The organism is Aquibium sp. ELW1220 (assembly GCF_030398385.1).
Lineage (GTDB): Bacteria > Pseudomonadota > Alphaproteobacteria > Rhizobiales > Rhizobiaceae > Aquibium.
Map to the genome: position 1 here is coordinate 67,604 of NZ_JAOAOQ010000025.1, position 19,949 is coordinate 87,552.

At 67.0% G+C, this 19,949-nt stretch carries 17 protein-coding genes and 1 tRNA gene; 7 read left to right on the forward strand and 11 right to left on the reverse strand.

All coding sequences use genetic code 11. The features are described from left to right. Positions 1-2: 2 nt before the first annotated feature. The 9 genes from N1F91_RS20365 to N1F91_RS20405 form a co-directional block, all read right to left on the reverse strand. Positions 3-77 (reverse strand) — tRNA-Gly (locus N1F91_RS20365). Positions 78-434: 357 nt separating this feature from the next. Further along, positions 435-1,895: an aldehyde dehydrogenase family protein gene (locus tag N1F91_RS20370; RefSeq protein ID WP_289994992.1), complete on the reverse strand. Its 1,461-nt coding sequence runs from the start codon at positions 1,893-1,895 to the stop codon at positions 435-437. A 2-nt stretch (positions 1,896-1,897) separates the two neighbouring features. Beyond that, on the reverse strand, positions 1,898-3,652 hold the full coding sequence (locus N1F91_RS31155) for an ABC transporter ATP-binding protein (RefSeq protein ID WP_354670554.1): 1,755 nt from the start codon (positions 3,650-3,652) through the stop codon (positions 1,898-1,900). Beyond that, positions 3,645-4,373 (reverse strand): ABC transporter ATP-binding protein, encoded by a 729-nt coding sequence (locus tag N1F91_RS20380; protein ID WP_289994994.1) that lies wholly within the window; start codon positions 4,371-4,373, stop codon positions 3,645-3,647. Before N1F91_RS20380 ends, N1F91_RS31155 begins: the two co-directional genes overlap by 8 nt. Further along, positions 4,370-5,338: a branched-chain amino acid ABC transporter permease gene (locus N1F91_RS20385; protein ID WP_289994995.1), complete on the reverse strand. Its 969-nt coding sequence runs from the start codon at positions 5,336-5,338 to the stop codon at positions 4,370-4,372. The genes N1F91_RS20380 and N1F91_RS20385 overlap by 4 nt, the downstream gene beginning before the upstream one ends. Continuing rightward, on the reverse strand, positions 5,335-6,201 hold the full coding sequence (locus N1F91_RS20390; protein ID WP_289994996.1) for a branched-chain amino acid ABC transporter permease: 867 nt from the start codon (positions 6,199-6,201) through the stop codon (positions 5,335-5,337). Before N1F91_RS20390 ends, N1F91_RS20385 begins: the two co-directional genes overlap by 4 nt. Positions 6,202-6,320: 119 nt before the next feature. Beyond that, positions 6,321-7,517 (reverse strand): amino acid ABC transporter substrate-binding protein, encoded by a 1,197-nt coding sequence (locus tag N1F91_RS20395; protein WP_289994997.1) that lies wholly within the window; start codon positions 7,515-7,517, stop codon positions 6,321-6,323. 60 nt (positions 7,518-7,577) lie between these two features. Beyond that, a complete protein-coding gene (locus N1F91_RS20400) occupies positions 7,578-9,041 on the reverse strand; it encodes an aldehyde dehydrogenase (RefSeq protein ID WP_289994998.1) in 1,464 nt (487 codons plus the stop codon). 361 nt (positions 9,042-9,402) lie between these two features. Then, a complete protein-coding gene (locus N1F91_RS20405; RefSeq protein WP_289994999.1) occupies positions 9,403-10,845 on the reverse strand; it encodes an aldehyde dehydrogenase in 1,443 nt (480 codons plus the stop codon). 199 nt (positions 10,846-11,044) lie between these two features. Here N1F91_RS20405 and N1F91_RS20410 point away from each other — a divergent pair, with 199 nt between their 5' ends. The 7 genes from N1F91_RS20410 (at position 11,045) to N1F91_RS20440 (ending at position 17,409) form a co-directional block, all read left to right on the forward strand. After that, the gene (locus N1F91_RS20410; RefSeq protein ID WP_289995000.1) at positions 11,045-11,914 is read left to right on the forward strand and encodes a helix-turn-helix domain-containing protein; all 870 of its coding nucleotides are present in this window, start codon (positions 11,045-11,047) and stop codon (positions 11,912-11,914) included. Between the two features lie 425 nt (positions 11,915-12,339). Continuing rightward, entirely contained in the window at positions 12,340-13,476 is a 1,137-nt protein-coding gene (locus tag N1F91_RS20415; RefSeq protein WP_289995001.1) for a glycosyltransferase family 4 protein, read from the forward strand. Then, the gene (locus N1F91_RS20420) at positions 13,473-14,453 is read left to right on the forward strand and encodes a mitochondrial fission ELM1 family protein (protein WP_289995002.1); all 981 of its coding nucleotides are present in this window, start codon (positions 13,473-13,475) and stop codon (positions 14,451-14,453) included. The genes N1F91_RS20415 and N1F91_RS20420 overlap by 4 nt, the downstream gene beginning before the upstream one ends. A gap of 50 nt (positions 14,454-14,503) precedes the next feature. Then, positions 14,504-15,244 carry a hypothetical protein gene (locus N1F91_RS20425; RefSeq protein ID WP_289995004.1) on the forward strand — a complete coding sequence of 247 codons (741 nt, stop codon included), beginning with the start codon at positions 14,504-14,506 and terminating at the stop codon, positions 15,242-15,244. A 60-nt stretch (positions 15,245-15,304) separates the two neighbouring features. Then, on the forward strand, positions 15,305-15,958 hold the full coding sequence (locus N1F91_RS20430; protein WP_289995005.1) for a sulfotransferase family 2 domain-containing protein: 654 nt from the start codon (positions 15,305-15,307) through the stop codon (positions 15,956-15,958). A 12-nt stretch (positions 15,959-15,970) separates the two neighbouring features. Then, complete coding sequence (locus N1F91_RS20435; protein WP_289995006.1) at positions 15,971-16,618, forward strand: sulfotransferase family protein; 648 nt, start codon at positions 15,971-15,973, stop codon at positions 16,616-16,618. A gap of 98 nt (positions 16,619-16,716) precedes the next feature. Next, positions 16,717-17,409 (forward strand): hypothetical protein, encoded by a 693-nt coding sequence (locus tag N1F91_RS20440; protein WP_289995012.1) that lies wholly within the window; start codon positions 16,717-16,719, stop codon positions 17,407-17,409. Between the two features lie 50 nt (positions 17,410-17,459). Here N1F91_RS20440 and N1F91_RS20445 read toward each other — a convergent pair whose 3' ends face one another. Beyond that, positions 17,460-18,776 carry a polysaccharide pyruvyl transferase family protein gene (locus tag N1F91_RS20445; protein ID WP_289995014.1) on the reverse strand — a complete coding sequence of 439 codons (1,317 nt, stop codon included), beginning with the start codon at positions 18,774-18,776 and terminating at the stop codon, positions 17,460-17,462. 33 nt (positions 18,777-18,809) lie between these two features. Beyond that, the gene (locus N1F91_RS20450) at positions 18,810-19,811 is read right to left on the reverse strand and encodes a hypothetical protein (protein WP_289995015.1); all 1,002 of its coding nucleotides are present in this window, start codon (positions 19,809-19,811) and stop codon (positions 18,810-18,812) included. Positions 19,812-19,949 lie beyond the last annotated feature (138 nt).

The window sequence follows — 19,949 nt, forward strand, 5'->3', positions numbered from 1 at the left end:
ACTGGAGCGGGCGAAGGGATTCGAACCCTCGACCCCAACCTTGGCAAGGTTGTGCTCTACCCCTGAGCTACACCCGCTCGCGCGGCTCGTCGCCGCAAGTGACGGCTATATGGCCGAACTGTTCGGGGATTGCAACAGGGAAAAACAGCTGCTCATCGGGTTGCCTTCGCATTTTTTCGGCAGGCGCCGATGACCCACGGGAAGGTGCGTTTCGAACAGCACACGGCACTTCGCAATCCGGCTCATGGCGAAAGCGACAGGTCTTGCGGAAGGATCGGTGCCTGCGGCATTCGCGAGCCTTCGGGCGGACATTCGCAGCGACACGATCGTGGTGGCGCCATCCGAAGCGCCTTCGGGATCAGGACCGCACGCGGCGCCCCACGGGGGCGACCTGCAGGCGGCGGACCGGGATCCGCCGCCTGCAGGTCCGCCGCTCAGAACACCGGCGGGTAGGGACGGCCGCCGCGGTCGAGCGTGATCCAGCGGGTCTCGGTGAAGGTCTCGAGCGACCAGCGGCCGCCATGCTTGCCGACGCCGGACGCCTTGAAGCCTCCGAAAGGCACATGCGGCTCGTCGTTCACGGAGGAGCAGTTGATGTGGCAGTTGCCCGTGTCGAGCTGGCCGACGATGGCGAGCCCCCTGCCCTCGTCGCGGGTCATGACGCCGGCCGACAGGCCGTACTCGCTGTCATTGGCGATCTGAACCGCTTCCTCGTCGGTGCGGAACGGGATTACCGGGACGACGGGGCCGAAGGTCTCGTCCTGGTAGAGCTTCATGTCGGGGGTGACGCCCGTGAGGATCGTCGGCTCGACGAAGCGGCCCTCGATCTTGCCGCCGAGCACCACCTTGGCACCCTTGGCGATGGCGTCGTCGAGCTGCTCCTTCACCTTGGCGACCTGCTTGTCGTTGATGAGCGGGCCGATGACGTGCTCCTTGCTCTTGGTCGGATCGCCGACCTTGAGCTTGGCCGCGCGCTCGACGAATCGCTTGAGGAAATCGTCGAAGATCTTCTCGTGGACGAGCACCTTCTCGACCGACATGCAGATCTGGCCCTGGTGCATGAAGGAGCCGAAATTGGCCGCCTGGGTTGCGCGCTCCATGTCGGCATCCTCGAGCACGATCAGCGAATCCTTGCCGCCGAGCTCGACGCAGCACTTCTTGAGATGCGCGCCCGCCTTGGCGGCGATCTGGCGGCCAACCGCGGTGGAGCCGGTGAACGAGATGCCCTTGACGTAGGGATGCTCGATCAGCTCGTCGCCCACTTCCTGGACGTTGTCGCGCGAGCAGGTGACGACGTTGAGCACGCCCTTGGGCAGGCCCGCCTCCTCGAAGATCTCGGCGAAGAGCAGGCCGCCGAGATAGGGCGTCTCTTCGGACGGCTTGAGCACCACCGTGTTGCCGGCGACCAGCGGGAAGAGGAAGCCGCGGGCGGTGAGGATGCAGGGGAAGTTCCACGGGCTGATGACGGAGACGACGCCCATGGGCCGGCGCACGGCCATCGACACCTTGCCATATTCGGACGGCATCACCTCGCCGGTCGAATTCCAGACCGATGCGGCGGCGGCGTGGAAGATCTCGGTCGTGTAGCCGGTCTCGAACATGCCCTTGCCGAACCAGCCGCCGCCCTCGGCCTGGATCGCGTCGACGATCTCCATGCGGCGGCGCTCCCAGATCTCGGCCGCCTTGTGCAGGACATGCGCCCGCTTGGAGAAGGGAAGCTGCGACCAGGCCGGGAAGGCGGCATGCGCGGCCTCGATGGCGGCAGCCGCCTCGGCCCGGCCGGAATCGGGAACTTCGGCCCAGACTGACCCGTCGGACGGGTTCAGATCCTTGAACGTCTTGCGGGTGGCGGACCAGCCGCCACCAATGTACATGCCCTCGAATACGCGAGCCATTTTCAAGCCTCCTTGCGCTTCTTCCGCTTTCGTGTCGCGGAAACCTCATTGATCTTGTCGGACTTCTTCAACCGCTGCGGCCCGGCCGGCGCGACAGGCTGCGCGACGGCATCTGCGCCGGAAGCCGAGCCCACATCGTCGGCACCTTGCTCCGGGCTTGCCGCGGCAGGTTCCGGAACCGCCGCGGGGATGGTGAAGGCGACGAGCGTCTTGCGACGCGCGGCCACGTGGGCGGCCTGGATCGCGGCGGCCCTGGCGGCAAGCCCGGCCGGGTCCGGCATGACGATGCGCGGCGCCGGCGCCTCGGCCTGCCGCGCACTCTCGTCTTCGACTGCGAAGCCGGCGCTGTTGTGGCCGATCAGTCCATGGTTGCCGGCGTTGCGGATTTCCTTCGACGGGCCGACATCGGCGGCGCGCTCCGGAGCAAGGCCCGGCGAGCGCGGCTGGAAGGCCGTCGGCGTCGACGATGCCTTGCGACGGGCCTCCACATGCGCCGACAGCCGTTCGCCGGCGCCTCTGGCGAGCGCGGAGGCGTCCTTGACGAGCCGGCGCAGGTCCGACGGCTGCGACCGGCCGTCCCGGCCGCGCTCGAGTTCGGCGTCGAGCTGCGCCCAGGCCTCGGCGCCGGTTCCGGCGTCGAAGCGGCCTTCGAAGGCGCTGGGTGGGCGCATCCGGGCGCGCAGGGCGCGGACATAGGCGGCCTGGATGCGGCCGGCGCGGGCGGCGAAGAGATCGGCGTCGACACCGAGACGGTGGGCGTCGCTCGACACCGGGCGGGCCGGCGATGCGATCGGCTGCGACTGCGCCAGCTCGGCCCAGGGATCGGTTCCGGCCTTCGGATCATAGCGTCCGGCAAAGGCGCTGGGCACGGAGGCGTCGCGGCGCAGCGCGCGCACGAAGGCGGCCTGGACACGGCCGGCCCGGCCGGCGATGTCGCCGATTGCGCCCCGCCAGGCTGCCGGGTCGAGCGGCAGTTTCAGCGCCGGCGGCAGCTTGATCGACGGCAGCAGCGACGACGCGGCGGCGGCCGGCTTTGGCGCGGCCTTGGCGCCACCGCCGAGATAGGCGTTGACGACGGCGGGGTCCGTCGCGAGATCGGCGGCGCGGCCTTCGCCGGTCACCAGGCCGTTCTCGATCAGCACGCCGCGGTCCGCGATGGCGAGGCTCTGGCGGGCGTTCTGCTCGACCATCAGGATGCCGACGCCGGTGGCCGCGACCTGCTTCAGCGAGCGGAAGAGCTCCTTGGTGAGCAGCGGCGACAGGCCGAGCGACGGCTCGTCGAGCATCAGGATATCGGGCTTCGACATCAGCGCGCGACCGATCGCCACCATCTGCTGCTCGCCGCCCGACATGGTGCGCGCGATCTGGCGCTTGCGTTCGGCGAGCCGCGGGAACAGCTCGTAGATCAGCTCCAGCGTCTCGTGTTCGTGGCGCCGGGCGCGGTTGGCGAAGGCGCCGAGCTGCAGGTTCTCGGCCACGGTGAGATCGCCGAAGATGCCGCGCCCCTCGGGCACGAGCGCGATGCCCTCCTCGACGATCCTGTGCGGCTTCATGCCGGCGATGGCATGCCCGTTCATCGCGATCCCTGCGCCGGCCTCGGCCTTCACCATGCCGGCGATGGACTTGAGCAGGGTCGACTTGCCGGCGCCGTTGGCGCCCAGGATGACGCAGATCTCGCCCTTGGACACCTTTACGCCGACGCCTTCCAGCGCGCGGTGCCGGCCGTAGCTGACGGAGAGGTTCTTCACCTCAAGCATCGTCGTCTCCCAGATAGGCCCGCACGACCTCGGGATCCGACAGGGTCTCCGAGACACCGCCTTCGGCGATCATCCTGCCCGAACTCATGACCACGCAGCGGTCGCAGAGCGAACGGATGGCGTCCATCACGTGCTCGACCATGACGATGGTGCGGCCTTCGCGGTGCAGCTCGTCGATCAGGGAAATGCCGATCTGGAGTTCGCTCGGGTTCAGGCCGGCCAGCCATTCGTCGAGGAGCAGCACGCGCGGATCCGCCGCCAGCGCGCGGGCGAGTTCGACGCGCTTCTGGTCGATGTAGGTCATGGCCGCGACCGGCATGTGGGCGCGATCGCCCAGGCCGACACGGTCGAGCAGCACGCGCGCGATACGGCGCGCATCCTCGCCCCACAGCCGGACACGGCCGAAGACGGCGCCCGACATGACGTTTTCCTCTGCATCGAGCGAGGGCAGGACCCGCACGAGCTGGAAGGTGCGCGAGACGCCCTGCCTGGCAATGGCATGCGCAGGCAGGCCGGAGATGCGCTTGCCGTCGAGCAGGATCTCGCCCGCCGTCGGCGGAAGCGCGCCGGAAATCAGGTTCAGCATGGTCGTCTTGCCGGATCCGTTCGGACCGATCAGGCCGAGCAACTCGCCCTGCTTCACTTCGAACGACACGTCGTTGACGGCGACGAGGCCGCCGAAGGCCTTGCGCGCGGCGCGGATGGAGAGGGCGGCGGTCATGCCGGCTTCTCCTCGGCCACCGCGGCTGGGGCGGAGCGCTTCGTCCAGCGGGCCTGCGCATTCTCCAGAAGCCCGGTGACGCCGTGCGGGATGAGGTAGACGATCGCCAGGAAGGCGAGGCCGACCACGATCATGGTGTGGTTGGGGAAGTTGGAGGAGATGAAGTCCATGACGATGGTGAAGGGGATGACGCCCACCAGCGGTCCCCAGAGCCGCTTGGTGCCGCCGAGCAGCGCCATGATGACCACCAGGAAGGAGATCATCGGATTGAAGGCGGACGGCGGCTCGATGTAGATGTAGCGCGGCGCGGTGATGGCGCCGGCAATCGCGATGAAGGCGCCGGAGATCATGAACAGGATGATCTTCGACCGCGCCGTGTCGATGCCGACATGGCGGGCGACCGTTTCGTCGTTGCCGATGACGGTCATGGCGAAGCCGAGCCGCGAGCGGGCGATCAGGAAGCTCGTCAGGAAGACGGCGCCGGTGAGGGCCAGAAGCATCCAGTAGATGTGGCTCTCGGTCATCTCGGTGAAGACGTAGAGGCCCATGGCGGTCGAGAACTTGGTCTGCGTCCAGGTGACGAGCTGGCGGACGAGTTCGGCGAGGCCGAAAGTGAAGATGACGAAGTAGACGCCGGAGATGCGCAGCGTCGCGGCGCCCACCAGACCTGCCATGACCGCGCCGATGGCCGCGGCGATCAGGAGCAGCAGCGGATAGGGCAGCAGCTCGATGCCGAGCCCGACGGAATAGGTGCCGAGGCCATAGAAGGCGGCGGTGGCCAGCGAGACGTAGTGGGTGGGACCCGAAAACAGCGCCCAGGACGTGCAGAGCGCGGCGTAGAGCACGATGTTGACCGAGATCGACAGGTAGAAGCCGTCATCGAACAGCGGCAGGAGCGCCGCCAGCGCGATGAGCAGCGCGCCGAGGCCGAGGCTCTTCGTTTCCTGCGGGGTGAGGCCCATCATGTCGGCGCCCTCCCGAAGATGCCCTGCGGCCGGAACAGCAGCACCAGGATGAACAGGCCGTAGGTTGCGGCCAGCGTCAGGCCCGGATCGATGACACTCGCCACGAAGGTTTCGGAGATGCCGAGGATCAGGGCGGCCAGCACCGCGCCGCGCACGTCGCCGACGCCGCCCATGATGACGATGATCAATGCCTTCATGGTGAAGACGACGCCCATCGAGGCGTTGAAGGTGTAGAAGGTGGACAGCAGCGCCCCGCCGCAGGCGGTGAGCGCGCCGCCGAGCGCGAAGGCGAAGGCGGCGGTGCGGGCGACGTCGATGGCCACGAGATTGGCCGAGGTCGGATCGACGGCCACGGCGCGCAGCGCCGTTCCCTGGCGCGTGCGGTAGAGGAAGAACCAGAGCCCTGCGGCGATGATGGCCGCAGCCACGAAGGCGACGACACGGTTCAGCCCGTAGGCATTGCCGAAGATTTCGAAGCGCTCGGCAAGGAAGGTGTAGGAGCGGTATTCGCCGCCGAAGAAGAGGATCATCAGGCCCTGCATGAGGAAAAGCAGGCCAAAGGTCGCCAGGATCGAATCGACCTCGAGCTGGCCGCGGTTCTTCGCGCGCTTGACCAGCGGCTGCAGGGCGACCGCGTAGATGCCCCAGTTGATGGCGAAGGCGGCCGGAGCGATGATCAGGAGCCCGACCAGCGGGTTGATCGAAAAGCCGGTGTAGAGCCAGAAGGCGACGAAGCAGGCAGCGACCAGCGTCTCGCCATTGCCGAGATTCATGATGCGGGCGACGCCGTACTGCAGCGTGAGGCCGAGCGCGACAAGCGCGTAGGTTCCGCTGAGCAGGATGCCGGTGACGATGATGTTCATCTGGTTGCGATCTGGTCCTGTTTCGACGTTCGGGCGGGGAATGCCCCCCGCAATCCCCGCCCGGAGCCCGTCGCCGGCCAGTGACCTGGCGACGGGCGGTCTTGCCTGAGATCAGGCCGTCACTGCCAGGCCGGCTTCTTCACCGGCTCGCCCGCGACGGGCAGGCCGTCGGCCGCGACGGCCTTGAAGATGCCGTTGTCCCACTGGCCGACCGTCCAGACGTTCCTGTTGACGTTCTCCGGCATCGAGATCTGGCCGATGATGGTGTCGAAGGTGCCGGTGCGGATGGCTTCCACGACGGCGGCCTTGTCGAGCGTGCCCGCCTTCTCGATGGCCTGGCCGAGCACCTGGAGACCGGCATAGGTGGTCGCCGAGGCCCAGAAGTCCGGCGTGGCGCCCGTCACTTCCTGGTGCTTGGCGAGATAGGCCTTCACCTTGTCGTCCTCGGAGTTGACGCCGCCGATGCCGAGGATGCCGTTCGCACCCTCCTTGAAGCGGCCGGCGAAGGCCGGGAACGCGGTGCCGACGCCGGTGTAGAAGGCACCGACGTCGAGGCCCTGGACCTGCGCCTGTTCGGTCAGGGCGAAGGTGTCGCCCGGATAGGAGAAGGCGACGAAGGCATCCGGCGACGCCGCCTTGGCGCCGCTGATGACCGGTGCGAGGTCCTGCGTTCCGAGCGGGTAGGAGCTCTCGTAGACGATCTCGAAGCCGGCCGCGGCAAGCGCCGGCTTGGCGGCACCGACGAGTTCGAGGCCGAACGCGTCCGCCACGTTGACCAGAGCGACCTTGTTGCCGATCGAGCCGCCGTCCTTGAGCTTGGTCAGCGCCTGCACGACGCCGTTGGCGAGCTGGCTCGAGGTGCCGAGCATCCAGAAGGAGTTCGGCCAGCGCTTGGCGAACTCGGCCACGCCATCGGTGGCCGCACTGGTGGTGATGTGCGGGTAGCCGTAGCGCGCGATGATCGGCGCGGTGGCGATGTTCAGACCCGTGGAATAGGGCGTGACGAGGAAGTCGACCTTGTCGACCGTGGCGAGACGCTGGATGTTCTTGATCGCCTCCTCGCCATTGGTCTTGTCGTCATATTCGACAAGTTCGAGCTTCATCTGCTTGTCGCCGACCTTGAGGCCGCCGGCATCGTTCACTTCCTTCATCCAGAGCTGGATGTTGGGCCAGTGGGTGACGGCCGCGCCGCCGGCGAGCGGACCGGACTTCGGCGCGCTGGCGCCGAGCCGGATCACGTCCTGTGCGAAAGCCGGCGCTGCGGCCACGATTGCCGCCGCGGATGCGGCCAGCGCGATGAATGTACGTCTCAGCATGGTTTCCTCCCTGTTGCCGTTTCGTCGTTGCAGTCTCGATCGTCCGCGGCCTTTCGGCCGTCAGGCGAAATGGATGGTCTTGGTCTCGACGTAGTTGTCGAGGCCCTCGGGTCCGCCCTCGCGTCCCATGCCGGATTGCTTGAAGCCGCCGAAGGGATGCTTGGGGTCGACGATCATGCCGTTGACCGTCACGCTGCCGGTGCGCATGCGACGCGCCATGCGGTAGGCGCGCTCCGGGTCGGACGAGTAGACGGCGCCGCTGAGGCCGAAGGCGGAGTTGTTCGCCTTGTCGGCGGCATCGTCCTCGTCGCGATAGGTCAGCACCGAGACGACCGGACCGAAGATCTCCTCCTGGACGATCTTCATGTGCGGCGTGACGCCGGTGAACACCGTCGGCTCGACGTAGAAGCCCTTGTCCAGCCCGCGCGGCCGGCCGCCGCCACAGGCGACGCGCGCGCCTTCGGCCCGGCCGGTGGCGATGTAGCCTTCGACGCGGGCACGCTGGCGCGCCATGGTCAGCGGCCCCATCTGGGTGGCCGGGTCGAAGGGATCGCCGACCTTGATGCCGGAGACCGCGCCCAGATAGAGGTCGAGGAACTCCTTCTCGCGGCGCTCGGGCACCAGGATGCGGGTCAGCGAGAAGCAGACCTGGCCGGTGATGGGCATGGTGTAGACCATGAGGCTCGGCAGCGCCTTGGCGAAATCGGCGTCGTCGAGCAGGACGGCGGCCGACTTGCCGCCGAGCTCGAGGCTGACGCGCGCCAGCCGCTCGGCGCAGACGGCTGCGATGTGCTTGCCGGCGGCGGTCGAGCCGGTGAAGGCGACCTTGTCGATGCCCTTGTGGCGGACGAGATAGTCGCCGCCCTCGCGGCCGGCCGGGACGATGTTGAAGACGCCCTGCGGCAGCCCCGCCTGCTCGATGCATTCGGCGAGGATGTAGGCTTCGAGCGGCGTCTCGGGCGAGGGCTTGGCGACCATGGTGCAGCCGGCGGCGAGACCGGCGGCGATCTTGTAGCTGAGCAGCACCAGCGGTGCGTTCCACGGCGTGATCGCCGCGCACACGCCGACCGGCTCCTTGACCACGCGCACCCGGCCGCCATCGTCGCGCTTGCGCTCATCGACGAACGGGTATTTCTCGATCAAATCGGCGTAGTAGTTGAACAGCGTCGGGTTCTGGCCGACGAGCTTCTTCGTCAGCGAGATCGGCGCGCCGACCTGCAGTGTCCAGGCATGGGCGATCTCGTCGAGGCGGGCGGTGAGCAGGTCGGCCACCTTGCGCAGGTAGCGCGCCCGCTCGGCCGGCGCCATGCGCGGCCAGGGGCCGTTGTCGAAGGCGTCGCGCGCGGCCGCCACCGCACGGTCGATGTCGGCCGGTCCCGCTTCCGGATAGGTGATCAGCAGTTCCTCGGTCGTCGGCGACACGACCTTCAGGGTCTGGCGCGAAATCGGGTCCACCCAGCGCCCGCCGATGAAGAAACGCTCCGGTGCCTTCGGCGCGCTTGCCGGCCTGTACATCACGTTCATGGTCTTCCTCCCACGATGATCCACGAGCGACAGCAGCCTGCGCTCGGATGGGGCGCCGGGCGACGGAACCGCGAGGGTTCCGCTCCTTCCCGCCTGATGGCGCCGATGGTCGACAAGGTAGGACGCGCGAGGGCTCGTGTCACGAGGTGGTTGCAAAAAATGTATACACAGCCTGAACGGAGGCGGTGCTCCGACCGGCCAGACACTGCCTGGGCGGTGGGGGGACGGCACCAGCCCGGACCCGCCTGGTGCAACCGGTTGCGCGAACACGCCGCCCGGACACGGCTCAGGACGCAGGCAGCCGCTCCTGTATACACGGCAGCGGGCAGCGACGCCTGCGGTCGGGGTTCGGCCAGGACATTCACAACGGATAATCCTGGCTGCCGCTCTGGATGGAGATCCAGCGGAGTTCGGTGAATTCCTCGATGCCGGCGCGGCCACCGAAGCGACCGTAACCCGAGGACTTCATGCCGCCGAACGGCATCTGCGGCTCGTCCTGGATGGTGGCGGCGTTGATGTGGCAGATGCCGGTCTCCAGCCGCTCGGCAACGGCCAGCGCGCGCGTCACGTCGCGGCCGAACACCGCCGCGGCAAGGCCGTATTCCGTGTCGTTGGCGATCGAGACCGCCTCGTCGATGTCGCTGAACCGCATGACCGCGGCTACCGGCCCGAAGGACTCCTCGTAATAGATGCGCATCGATGGCGTCAGCCCGTCGAGGACGGTGGCATCGAGGAAGGCTCCGTCGAGATGTCCGCCGGCTACGATGCGCGCGCCCTTGGCGACGGCATCGTCGATCATGGACCGCACACGTTGTGCCGCCTGCTCGCCGATCATCGGGCCTAGGGCACAACGTCCGAGGCGCGGATCGCCGGCCTTCAGCGCACTTGCCCGCGCGGCAAATTTTTCCAGGAATTCCTCGGCCACGTCCTCGTGGACGAGGACCCGCTCCGTCGACATGCAGATCTGGCCCTGGTTGAAGAACGCGCCATAGGTGGCCGCCTTCACCGCTTCCTCGACGTCGGCGTCGTCCAGCACGATCAGGGGCGCCTTGCCGCCGAGTTCGAGCAGCACCTTCTTCAGATGGCGGGCGCAGAACTCGGCGACGACCCGGCCCGCGCGCGTCGAGCCGGTGAAGGTGACGCGACGCACCGCCGGATGCGCGATCAGGCTCTCGACGATCTCGCCAGCCTCGTCGGCCGCGTTGTGGACGACCGAAACCACGCCAAGGGGCAGGCCCGCCTCGACGAAGACCTCGCCGATCATCGCATGGGTGCGCGGACAGAGCTCCGAGGCCTTGAAGACGACAGTGTTGCCACAGGCCAGCGGCATGGCGATGCCGCGCACGCCCAGCACCAACGGCGCGTTCCAGGGTGCCAGCGACAGCACCACCCCGCAGGGCCGCCGCACGGCAAGCGAGAGCGAGCCGGGGCGATCGGACGGTATCACCTCGCCGCCGATCTGCGTCGTCATCGCCCCAGCCTCGCGCAGGATCGATGCCGCGAGCCTGCAGTTCAGCTCGGCCCAGTCCGCCGTTCCGCCGATCTCGTCGCCGATGGCGACGGTGAAGTCGCGGCTTCGCGCGAGCAGGATCGCCGCGGCGCGTTCGAGCACGGCACGCCGTTCGGCAGGCGGGGTTCTGGACCAGGCGGGAAATGCCGATGCCGCCACGTTGGCGGCATGGCGGGCATCCGCGATCGACGACGTCGCGACGCGGCTGACGACATCACCCGTCACCGGGCTCACCCTTTCCAGGATGGGCGCCGGACCATGTCCGCCGACGATCGCGACCGTTGCTCGCGCCAAGTGATCGATCCTCCCGCCTTGCCGCCCGCGGACCAAGGCCGCGGCGGCTTCGCCCGGCTCCCTTTCGGGCCTCCCGCCGGTACGCGTGCTCCAGACAACACCACCCGACCAGCTTGTAGAAGGTATTTTTCTGGCTATTGTTTGTATATTTCTGGCGATCTCAGCCATTTGGACGATCAAGGCTCTCGGGAAGGATCGAATGAAGGCGGAACGCATCGAAAGCAGCCTGCAGCGGCGCGTCTGGTCCTTCAACCGGCGGGCCGAGACGGTGGAGCGCCAGATCCTGCTCCTGACGGACGGCGCCGCCGAAGCGGAGACCGGGCAGGAGCGGCTCGCCATGCAGGCGCCGGCGCTGCTGTGGGCCGGCGACCTGCAGCCCGGGCGCCTGGTGGTCGAGGCCGGCAGCACGGGATTTCGCGGCCATGTCGGCAACGCGCTTCTGGTCGATGCGATCGGGGACCAGGCCGAATCGGTCGACCTACGCTACCTCGTCGACAGGGACTTCGTGCTGTCGCTCGCCGGACAGGCCGAGCGCACGGCGGTGGTGTCACGCTGCTTCGAGGGCATCCTGTCGGAGTTGCGCCAGCCGCAGGAGGGCTCGCCGCTGCTGCTGTCGGCCCTGCTAAGGATCGTGCTGGTGACGATGATGCGCCTGTCGGGCGCGCATGAGATCTCGCTCGTCGGCACCGGCGAGAAAGCCGGCCTGCTGCAGCGGTTCCGGCAGCTCGTGGAGATGAACTTCCGCAGCCACTGGCCGATCGCGACCTATGCCGATGCGCTCGGCATCTCCGCCGACCGGCTGCACGCGATCTGCACGACGGGCATCGGCAAGTCTCCCAAGGCTCTCGTTTCCGAGCGGCTGGCGCACGAAGCCGTCCTGAGGCTCGACCGCTCCGCCATGACCATCCAGCAGATCGGCCATTCGCTGGGTTTTGCCGATCCCGCGCATTTCTCCAGCTTCTTCCGGCGCGTGACCGGATCGGCGCCGGGCGCCTACAGGCGCGAACGCGCGGCTGCCCGGCAGCATGGCAGCACGGCGCCGACCACGAGCTTCACCGACTGGCCGTAAGTCCCGGATATCCGGCGAACGCTTGTGGCCCGAAACCGGGACGCAACCGCCTGTTGCTGGCGGCTTCCACATGAAGGAAATAAGCTCCATCTAAAATTGTGGAGCTGGCGAAGGTCGAGCGGAGCGCCTTGCAGGACGGTGACCGGACGATGTTCTCCGGCGCGCGGGCATCGATGCAGGCCTGCGACGAAAGGATCGATCTCCTCGAACCGTGAAGGCCGAGGGTTCGGACTTTCGGCGGAGGCGATCGGACTTTGGCACGCTTGCTATCGGCTCGAATGGGTTCGAACGATCCAACATGGCCGGGAACGCTGTTGGTGCAGATGGTGGACGTTAACAGATGTTAACTAGCCTTCCATTGCAAAACTGGCTTGTTGACTCCCCGGGGGGTCGAGTCGCGAACGATATGGAAACGAGCGTTGCCGATGAGGGTGCTTCAGGTCGTACCTGCGCTGAATGACGGCGGCGTGGAGAGAAGCTCCATCGAGCTTGCCAAGAACCTGAGTTCGGACGGGATCGAGAACTGGGTCGCGAGCAATGGCGGGCGGCTCGTCGACGCTATTATCGCTGCAGGCGCAACCCATGTGACGATGCCGGTGGGCCGCAAGACTCCCGTCGCGATCTGGCGCAATGCCCGGCGGCTTTCCGCCCTCATCGACGAACTCGGGATCGACATCATCCATGCGCGCAGCCGCGTCCCGGCATGGGCCGGGTATCTCGCCGCACGCAAGAGCCAGCGTCGGCCGATCTTCCTTACGACCTTCCACGGCGTCTACGGCCATGGCTCGGCGCTCAAGCGCTGGTACAACTCGGTGATGCTGCGCGGTGACGTGGTGATAGCGAACTCCGAGTTCATCGCGGATCACCTGCGCACGGTCTACCGGGTGGAAGATTCACGCATCATCGTGGCGCCGCGTGGCGTGGACACCGACCTCTTCGATCCGGCGACCGTCTCCGCCGGTGACATCGCCCGGCTGCGGAAGGCGTTCCATGCCGAGGAACGCCCACTCCTCGTCTACGTATCGCGGCTGAGCGGCTGGAAAGGGCACCAGGTTCTGGTCGAGGCACTCGAGACCGTGCTCGACCTGCCATGGAAGATGGTGTTCGCGGGCGGCCATGACAGCGAGAACCTGCGGCAGGACCTCGCCGCGCGCATTGCATCGGGTCCTGCACACGACCGGATCGCGCTCGCGGGCAGCCGCGACGACGTTCCGGCCCTGCTGAAGGCTTCCGACCTCGCCTTCTCGGTCGCCACCTCGCCGGAGGCCTTCGGACGGGCCGCCATCGAAGCGGGCGCCATGGAAACACCCGTGATCGCGACGGCGCACGGAGGCAGCCTGGAGACGGTGATGCACGGCGAGACCGGCTGGCTCGTGCCGCCGAACGACCCGAAAGCACTGGCAGATGCGATCCGTGCGGCGCTGGGGGATCCGGAAAGGGCGCGCGCCATCGGACGCGCAGCGCGCAACCATGTCCTGGAGCACTTCACGACCGGCCTCACGCTGGCGGCGGAACGATCGGCCTACGCACGGGTGCTCGCAGAAAAGGGGCGCCGGTCGTGAGCGCACCGAAGTCCGCCTGGATCCTGAGCGACGGCAAGCAGGGACATCTTTCGCCCATGCTCGGTGTCGCTGAACTTCTGGGGGTCGACTACGAGATCAGGAACGTGCCGCCGATGCGCGCGATCGGCCGCCTGATCTCGCCATTCTCCGGGCTCTTCGGCGCACGGCTGACGCAAGCCGGCGCAGCGCCGCTCGATCCGCCCTATCCGGACCTGTGCATCGCCTCGGGACGGCGGACCGTGAGCTATCTCCGTTCGGTCAAGGCCGCTTCGCCCGACACGTTCTGCGTCTACTTCATGGACCCGCGTTCGGCGCGGGCGGGGGCGGATCTGGTGGTTTCGCAGCACCATGACGGGCTAACGGGCGACCGCGTCGTCCAGGTGCGGACCGCGCCGCACCGGTTTTCCGCCGAGAGGCTCGAGCGCGCGCGGCAGACGGCACGGGCGGACCTGACGGCGCTGCCGCGGCCGCGGGTGGCGGTCCTCGTCGGCGGCAACAGCCGCCACCACCGGTTCACGCGCAGCGACGTCCAGAGGCTCTCGGCCGCGATCGCCGACCTTGCCCGGACCGGTGCGGGCCTGATGGTGACGCTGTCGCGGCGCACGCCGCGCCCGCTCGCGCAAGCGATCGAAACCATTGCCGAAAGCGAAAACGTCTACCTTTGGGACGGTTCGGGGGAGAACCCGATAGCGGAATATCTCGCGCTGGCCGACGACATCGTCGTCACGGGCGATTCGATCAGCATGATGGGCGAGGCCGCGACGACGGGCCGGCCGATCCACATCTTCCAGCCGTCTGGCGGGCACCGCAAGTTCGACCGCTTCCTGAACAGCCTCGGCGAAGTGGCCACCATCGGCCCCTTCCCCGGGCCGATGGGCGGAAACGGCTACCCTCGCGTCGACGCCACGCCCTTCGTTGCCGAGACGATCCGCGAACGCTATGCGCAACAGCTTGCGGCAAGGCGGGAAAGCCGCTAGCCGCATCGCGTGCCGCCGGTCCCGCCAAAGTATCTGGAAAGTCGTCGCCCATGTCCCGCCAAACAGTCATCTGCCTGAAATGGGGCGACCGCTACGGCCCGGAATACGTCAACCGTCTGCACCGGATGGTTTCGGCGAACACGCAACGCCCCTTGCGCTTCGTGTGCATCACCGACGACGTGACCGGCATAGAACCGCAGGTCGAGACGATGCCGATGCCGCCCTTCGACCTGCCGGAGGCGATGCGGTTCCATCCGTTCCGGCGGATGTTCCTCTTCGACGCCGAAGTCGACGATCTGTCCGGACCGGTGCTGCATCTCGATCTCGACCTTCTGGTCACGGGTCCGATCGACCCGCTGTTCGATCACGACCCGGAATCGCGCTTCATCACGATCGAGAACTGGACACAGCCGGGCCAGGGCATCGGCAACATGTCGGTGTTCCGCTACCGGATCGGCGAATTGCAGGAGGTCTGGCGGCGCTTCCGACCGGATCCGATGGCGATGATGGACCTCTATCGCAACAGCCAGACCTTCGTCAGCCGCACCCTCGGGACCGTCGACTTCTACCCGACCCCGTGGTGCCTCAGCTTCAAGCACTCGCTCGTGCCGCGCTGGCCGCTCAACTTCTTCATTGCCCCGCGCCTTCCCCCGGAGGCCAAGATCGTCGCCTTCACCGGCAAGCCCGACATCGACGAGGCCATGCGGGGCGAGTGGCCGACGACATCGCCCTGGAAGAAGGTCTACAAGTCGATCCGGCCCTCGCCGTGGATCGCCGAGCACTGGCGCTGAGCGGAGTGGGCCCATGCGCGCCCGGCACATGGCTTTGACGACGATGCGGGAGGCGCGCCGATGCCGGTTGCCTTCGTAAACGGGCGCAGCGTGCTCTTCGTCCACATTCCGAAGACGGGAGGTTCGTCCGTCGAGCGCTACCTGTCGCGGCACGGCCCGGTGTTGCTGAAGGGGAACGGCCGGGAGGCAGGCCTGCGCTGCAGCGCCCAGCACCTCCACGCCGAGGCGCTGGCCTCGATCGATGCGGCGGACGGCCATGACTGGTCCTTCACGATCGTGCGGCATCCGGTGGCGCGCCTCGTCAGCGAGTACCGCTACCAGATGCGCAAGCCAGGCTGGCTGCGCTCCCGGCTGTCCTTTGCAGGCTGGCTTTCCTACGCCCTTTCGCGCCTAGCCATCGACCCCTGGTACCGGGACAATCATTTTCGCCCGCAGCACGCGTTCATCCTGCCCGGCATGGAGATCATGCGCTTCGAGGACGGCGTCGACACCTGCCTGCGACGCATCGGCGAGAGGCTGGGAACCCCGGCACCCGCGACTCCCATCCGCGAGAAGGCGTCTCCCCACGTCCCGGTGATCCTGACGGCGCGCTCGCTCGCGCGGATCAGGGAAACCTATTCCCGCGATTTCGCCGATTTCGGCTACGGCGAGGACGCTTCCTCGCTGCTCGCTGCCGGGATCAAGCACGACATGCTCGTCGACAAGCCAGGCTGAGAAGGAAACCGCATGCCATCCAACCCGGCACCCACGGTGGTTCCAGATTGCAAGGTGTTCGTCGTCGGCCTGTCGAAGACCGGCACGTCGACGCTGAAGGAGATGCTGACCACGCTGGGCTACCGCGTGTGCGGCCCGAGGAAGGACCTGCTGGCTAGGGTTCGCGCCGGCGAAGTGGGGGCGGTCGACCCGACGCTCGACGCCTACGACGCCTTCGAGGACTGGCCCTGGCCCCTCGTCTACCGCTACGCCAACGAAAAGTACGGCGCGAAGGCGCGGTTCATCCTGACCCGGCGAAAGGACGCGGACACCTGGTTCCGCAGCGTCGAGAACCACGGCCTTGGAACCAGCCCGCTCAAATCCATGCGCGACGCCTATGGCCACTACCGGCCGTTCGGCCGCAAGGCCGCATTCGTGAAGACCTATGAGGAGCACAATGCGGAGGTGCGCGCCTATTTCGCCGGCCAGCCCGAGCGGCTCGTCGAGTTCTGCCTGGAGGAGGGCGACGGCTGGGAGAAGCTCTGCGCCTTCCTTGGCCACGACGCGCCAGAAAAGGCCGTGCCGCACAGGAACCGCTCCACGCCCGACCGCAAGCCCTTTGCGCGGTTCATCAACAGGCTCGTCATCGCGCCAATCTACAGCCGGCTGCCGCATGGGTGAAGACCTCCGGCCAACAGGCGGGCCCGGAGGACCGTTCATAGTTTCGGTTCAGAATTAATCACCTTCATTTCTACACTCTCTCCATGAGGTCGCCTCAGATGCTGGTCTCGCATCGATTTCGGTTCATCTTCCTGAAGACGGAAAAGACCGCCAGCAGCAGTCTCTACACAGCCTTTCGGGATATCATCCTGGAGCATGACAAGCCGTATGCCGCGGACTGGTCCGTGCGGCGGCAGCTCATGCGCCAGAACGTCGACCTGGGGAGTGTCTCCTTCTCCGGACGAAGCGGCGCAGTGCGGCGCCGGCTGCCCCGTCTGAGCGGGCTGCACCGGCACGGCTATGCCACGGATCTGCGCGCCTTTCTCGGACCGGATCTGTTCGACCGCTATACGGTGATCACCAGCGAGCGGAACCCATGGGACCGGCAGGTCTCGCTGTTTGCCCACCGACAGAACAAGGACGAACGACCGTCAGGCCGCGCCTTCGCCTCCGCCATGCGCTCGCCGCTCTACAACCTGCTGCACCACAACAGGCTGCGGAACTGGGAGATCTACAGCATCGACGACCGCGTCTGCGCCCATCACGTCATCCGGTTCGAGAACCTGCACGAGGATTTCCGGATGGTGATCAAGGACATCGGCCTCGATCCGGATCGCTACGCCCTGCCGCACCGGCGCGGCGGCAACCGGTCGGACGAGGGGCGGTATCGCGACCTCTACACCGACGACGTCCGCGACCTGGTGGGGCGCTGGTACAGGCGCGAGATCAAGCATTTCGGGTACAGGTTCTGAGGCGCTGAAGGGCGGCAAAGACGGGACCGGCTTTGCCAAAGTCCGGGCCCTCAGGGCAGATCGAAGAAGGTCCGGTCGGTGCTTTCGCGAAAATCGGGCGACCGGCGCAGTCGCGCGAGCGCAGCGCCGCCGAAGAACACCAGGCGTCGACGGTGCCGGTTTACTTTCGCGTAGATGCTGTCGAAGCGGTGACGGTCGGTCCATCTCACAACCGGTCGCAACGACGGATAGCGCGAGACGTCGACATGCCCGCCGGCCAGACGTTCGCGAACGAGGGTGGCGAAGTCGGCCTGCATGTCGGCGATCCGCCGCAGCCCGACGGCAATGGCAGCGCGGACCTCTTCCTGGCGGACGGCGAGATCAAGGGCGGCTTTCGCCATGGCGGAACTCTCCGACGGCGCGAACACGCGGAAGTCCAAGCCGATCAAGTCGGCGATACCCTCCGACTTGAAGGTGTTTCCGGGCAGGAGGATCACGGGGGTGGTCTGTGACAAGGCCGAGACCGCGGTATGGTAGCGGCCGCCGAACACGAACTTCGCGCCGGCCAGGATGGACACCAACTCATGGTGGTCCGGCATCTCGCCGGCGCCGACGCTGAGCATCGGGGCCAACTGTGTCTCCAGAACTTCCCGATCCTGCTTGCGCGAGTGCACGATCACCGGTGCAAGTCCGGTCACGCGGGCGATCTCGTCGACGGCGCGGACGATCATGCCCTCGTCAAGCTTCTTCAGTGCTGCCGAGCCCGTGACGCAGAAATAGTCCCGGTCGGGAATGGAAACGGAATGGCCGGCGGCGGGTCGAACGTTCCGGAACGCCATGTCGGGACAGCAGACGAGGCGGTCGGAAAGGCCCATCTCCGTCGCGAACACGAAGGACGCAGCCTCGCGAACGGCGACCAGATCGAAACCGGAAAAGATCGAGGCCAGGACCTTGCGATCCGACCCGTCGGCGGCATAGATCGTCTGGTTCAACGAAATGACGGGCTTCTTCCACCTGCGGCTGGCCAGAAACGGCAGGCCGAACAGCCGGACGTTCTGAAGGTAGTTGCCGGGACCGACCGTTCCTTCGCCCTGGAAGAAGACCACGTCCGCGTCACGGACCACGTCGAAATACGCCCCGAAACGCTCACGCGTGAGATGCTCCAGAAGATCGAGGTCGGCCTCGCTCGGCCGTCTGCTGGAGTAGATGGTCCGGAGCCGCTTACCGTGGCAAGCCTCGTGCAGCCGGTCGAGTTCATGCGCTACCGGCAACGCGACGGTATCCAGCCGGGTGTCCCGTGACAGGCACTCGCTTTGCAGGAACTCGACGAGCCCGATACTGGTGGCGCGGCATCCCCAGTTCGACCGTCCACCCGTATAATTCGTCAACGCAACCTTCACGATGATCCTTTCGCCGGACGTTCAGCCCAGTCCTGCCACCGTCGCGGCAACGATCGCCGCGTCTTCCGCCAGATGCCGCCGCAGGCGGTCGAGGTCGTCCTGGTCGAGCCTGATCCCCGCGGCGAGCTTCGCCATGATCTCGACGTCGTAGAAGCGCACGGCGTTGGCCAATACCAGCAGTTCGTCCATGAGATCCGGCGTGCCCATGGGCGAGGTCACGTCGCAGATGTTGTCGGAGCCCAGCCGCACCTGCACGCCGCCGGCCAGCAGTTCGAGAACGCGGGCGATGGAGTTGAAGGTGGGCGACATCAGCGGCCGGTACTGGCGCATGCTGATCGCAGCGCCCGGGCAGCAGATGACGCCGATGTTGAGTTCGGCCAGATCGGCCACGAGGCGCTCGAAGCGTGCTTCCGGGTAGGTCGAGGGCGAGATCAGGTGAATGAGCCAGATCAGCGGTTCGGCGTCGCGCGGCACACCGGCACCGAGTTCGCGCGCGATGGCAATGACGGCTTCCGATGCCGCCTCGTAGCGGTGATTGGCCTGGTCGACATGGATGTGGATCTGCTTGCCGGTCTCCATGGCGAGTGCGATCGCACGGCGGCAGGATTCGTCGAAGCCGATATGGTCGGGATACATCGCCCGGTCGTCGCGCTCGGGAAGGAGACCGATGAAGTCGGCCTTCGCTACACCCTCGAGCAGGAGGTCCCAGCGGCGCGGCTGGTCGTCGCGGAAGCCCAGCGGATTGTAGGCGCCGATCCGGAAATCGAGGGCTTCGCGGCGCTCGTGCTGCAGTTCCAGAAAGACGTCGAGGGCGCGCAGGTCGATGCCGTCGTCGGTGACGTCGACCAGCGTGTCGGCCCGGCGCGTGCCGGCGTCGATGAATTTAGCGAGATAGCCGTCGGCGCGCGCCTTGAGTTCGCTCCGCTCGTAGCAGCGGCTCGCGTGGATGCGGGGAATGAGTGCATGCTTGCCGGACAAGGGCAGGATGGCGCCGTCGCGCTTCGTCTCGGCCAGCAGCTTCACCGTCTCGTGGTAGGTGCCGGCGTAACCGGGGCAGATTTCCGGGCGGAGGGGGTTTTCAGCCGATCCCGGTCGTGATTCATCCTTTGCGTGACGCTACCACCGATTGATTCTCTTGAAGGCCTGTCGCTCGCGGAACTC

What these genes read in the sequence shown, in the direction of transcription:
- N1F91_RS20370 (WP_289994992.1), bottom strand. Translation starts at nt 1,895, where the DNA reads ATGGCTCGCGTATTCGAGGGCATGTACATTGGTGGCGGCTGGTCCGCC.
- N1F91_RS31155 (WP_354670554.1), bottom strand. Translation starts at nt 3,652, where the DNA reads ATGCTTGAGGTGAAGAACCTCTCCGTCAGCTACGGCCGGCACCGCGCG.
- N1F91_RS20380 (WP_289994994.1), bottom strand. Translation starts at nt 4,373, where the DNA reads ATGACCGCCGCCCTCTCCATCCGCGCCGCGCGCAAGGCCTTCGGCGGC.
- N1F91_RS20385 (WP_289994995.1), bottom strand. Translation starts at nt 5,338, where the DNA reads ATGATGGGCCTCACCCCGCAGGAAACGAAGAGCCTCGGCCTCGGCGCG.
- N1F91_RS20390 (WP_289994996.1), bottom strand. Translation starts at nt 6,201, where the DNA reads ATGAACATCATCGTCACCGGCATCCTGCTCAGCGGAACCTACGCGCTT.
- N1F91_RS20395 (WP_289994997.1), bottom strand. Translation starts at nt 7,517, where the DNA reads ATGCTGAGACGTACATTCATCGCGCTGGCCGCATCCGCGGCGGCAATC.
- N1F91_RS20400 (WP_289994998.1), bottom strand. Translation starts at nt 9,041, where the DNA reads ATGAACGTGATGTACAGGCCGGCAAGCGCGCCGAAGGCACCGGAGCGT.
- N1F91_RS20410 (WP_289995000.1), top strand. Translation starts at nt 11,045, where the DNA reads ATGAAGGCGGAACGCATCGAAAGCAGCCTGCAGCGGCGCGTCTGGTCC.
- N1F91_RS20415 (WP_289995001.1), top strand. Translation starts at nt 12,340, where the DNA reads ATGAGGGTGCTTCAGGTCGTACCTGCGCTGAATGACGGCGGCGTGGAG.
- N1F91_RS20425 (WP_289995004.1), top strand. Translation starts at nt 14,504, where the DNA reads ATGTCCCGCCAAACAGTCATCTGCCTGAAATGGGGCGACCGCTACGGC.
- N1F91_RS20430 (WP_289995005.1), top strand. Translation starts at nt 15,305, where the DNA reads ATGCCGGTTGCCTTCGTAAACGGGCGCAGCGTGCTCTTCGTCCACATT.
- N1F91_RS20435 (WP_289995006.1), top strand. Translation starts at nt 15,971, where the DNA reads ATGCCATCCAACCCGGCACCCACGGTGGTTCCAGATTGCAAGGTGTTC.
- N1F91_RS20440 (WP_289995012.1), top strand. Translation starts at nt 16,717, where the DNA reads ATGCTGGTCTCGCATCGATTTCGGTTCATCTTCCTGAAGACGGAAAAG.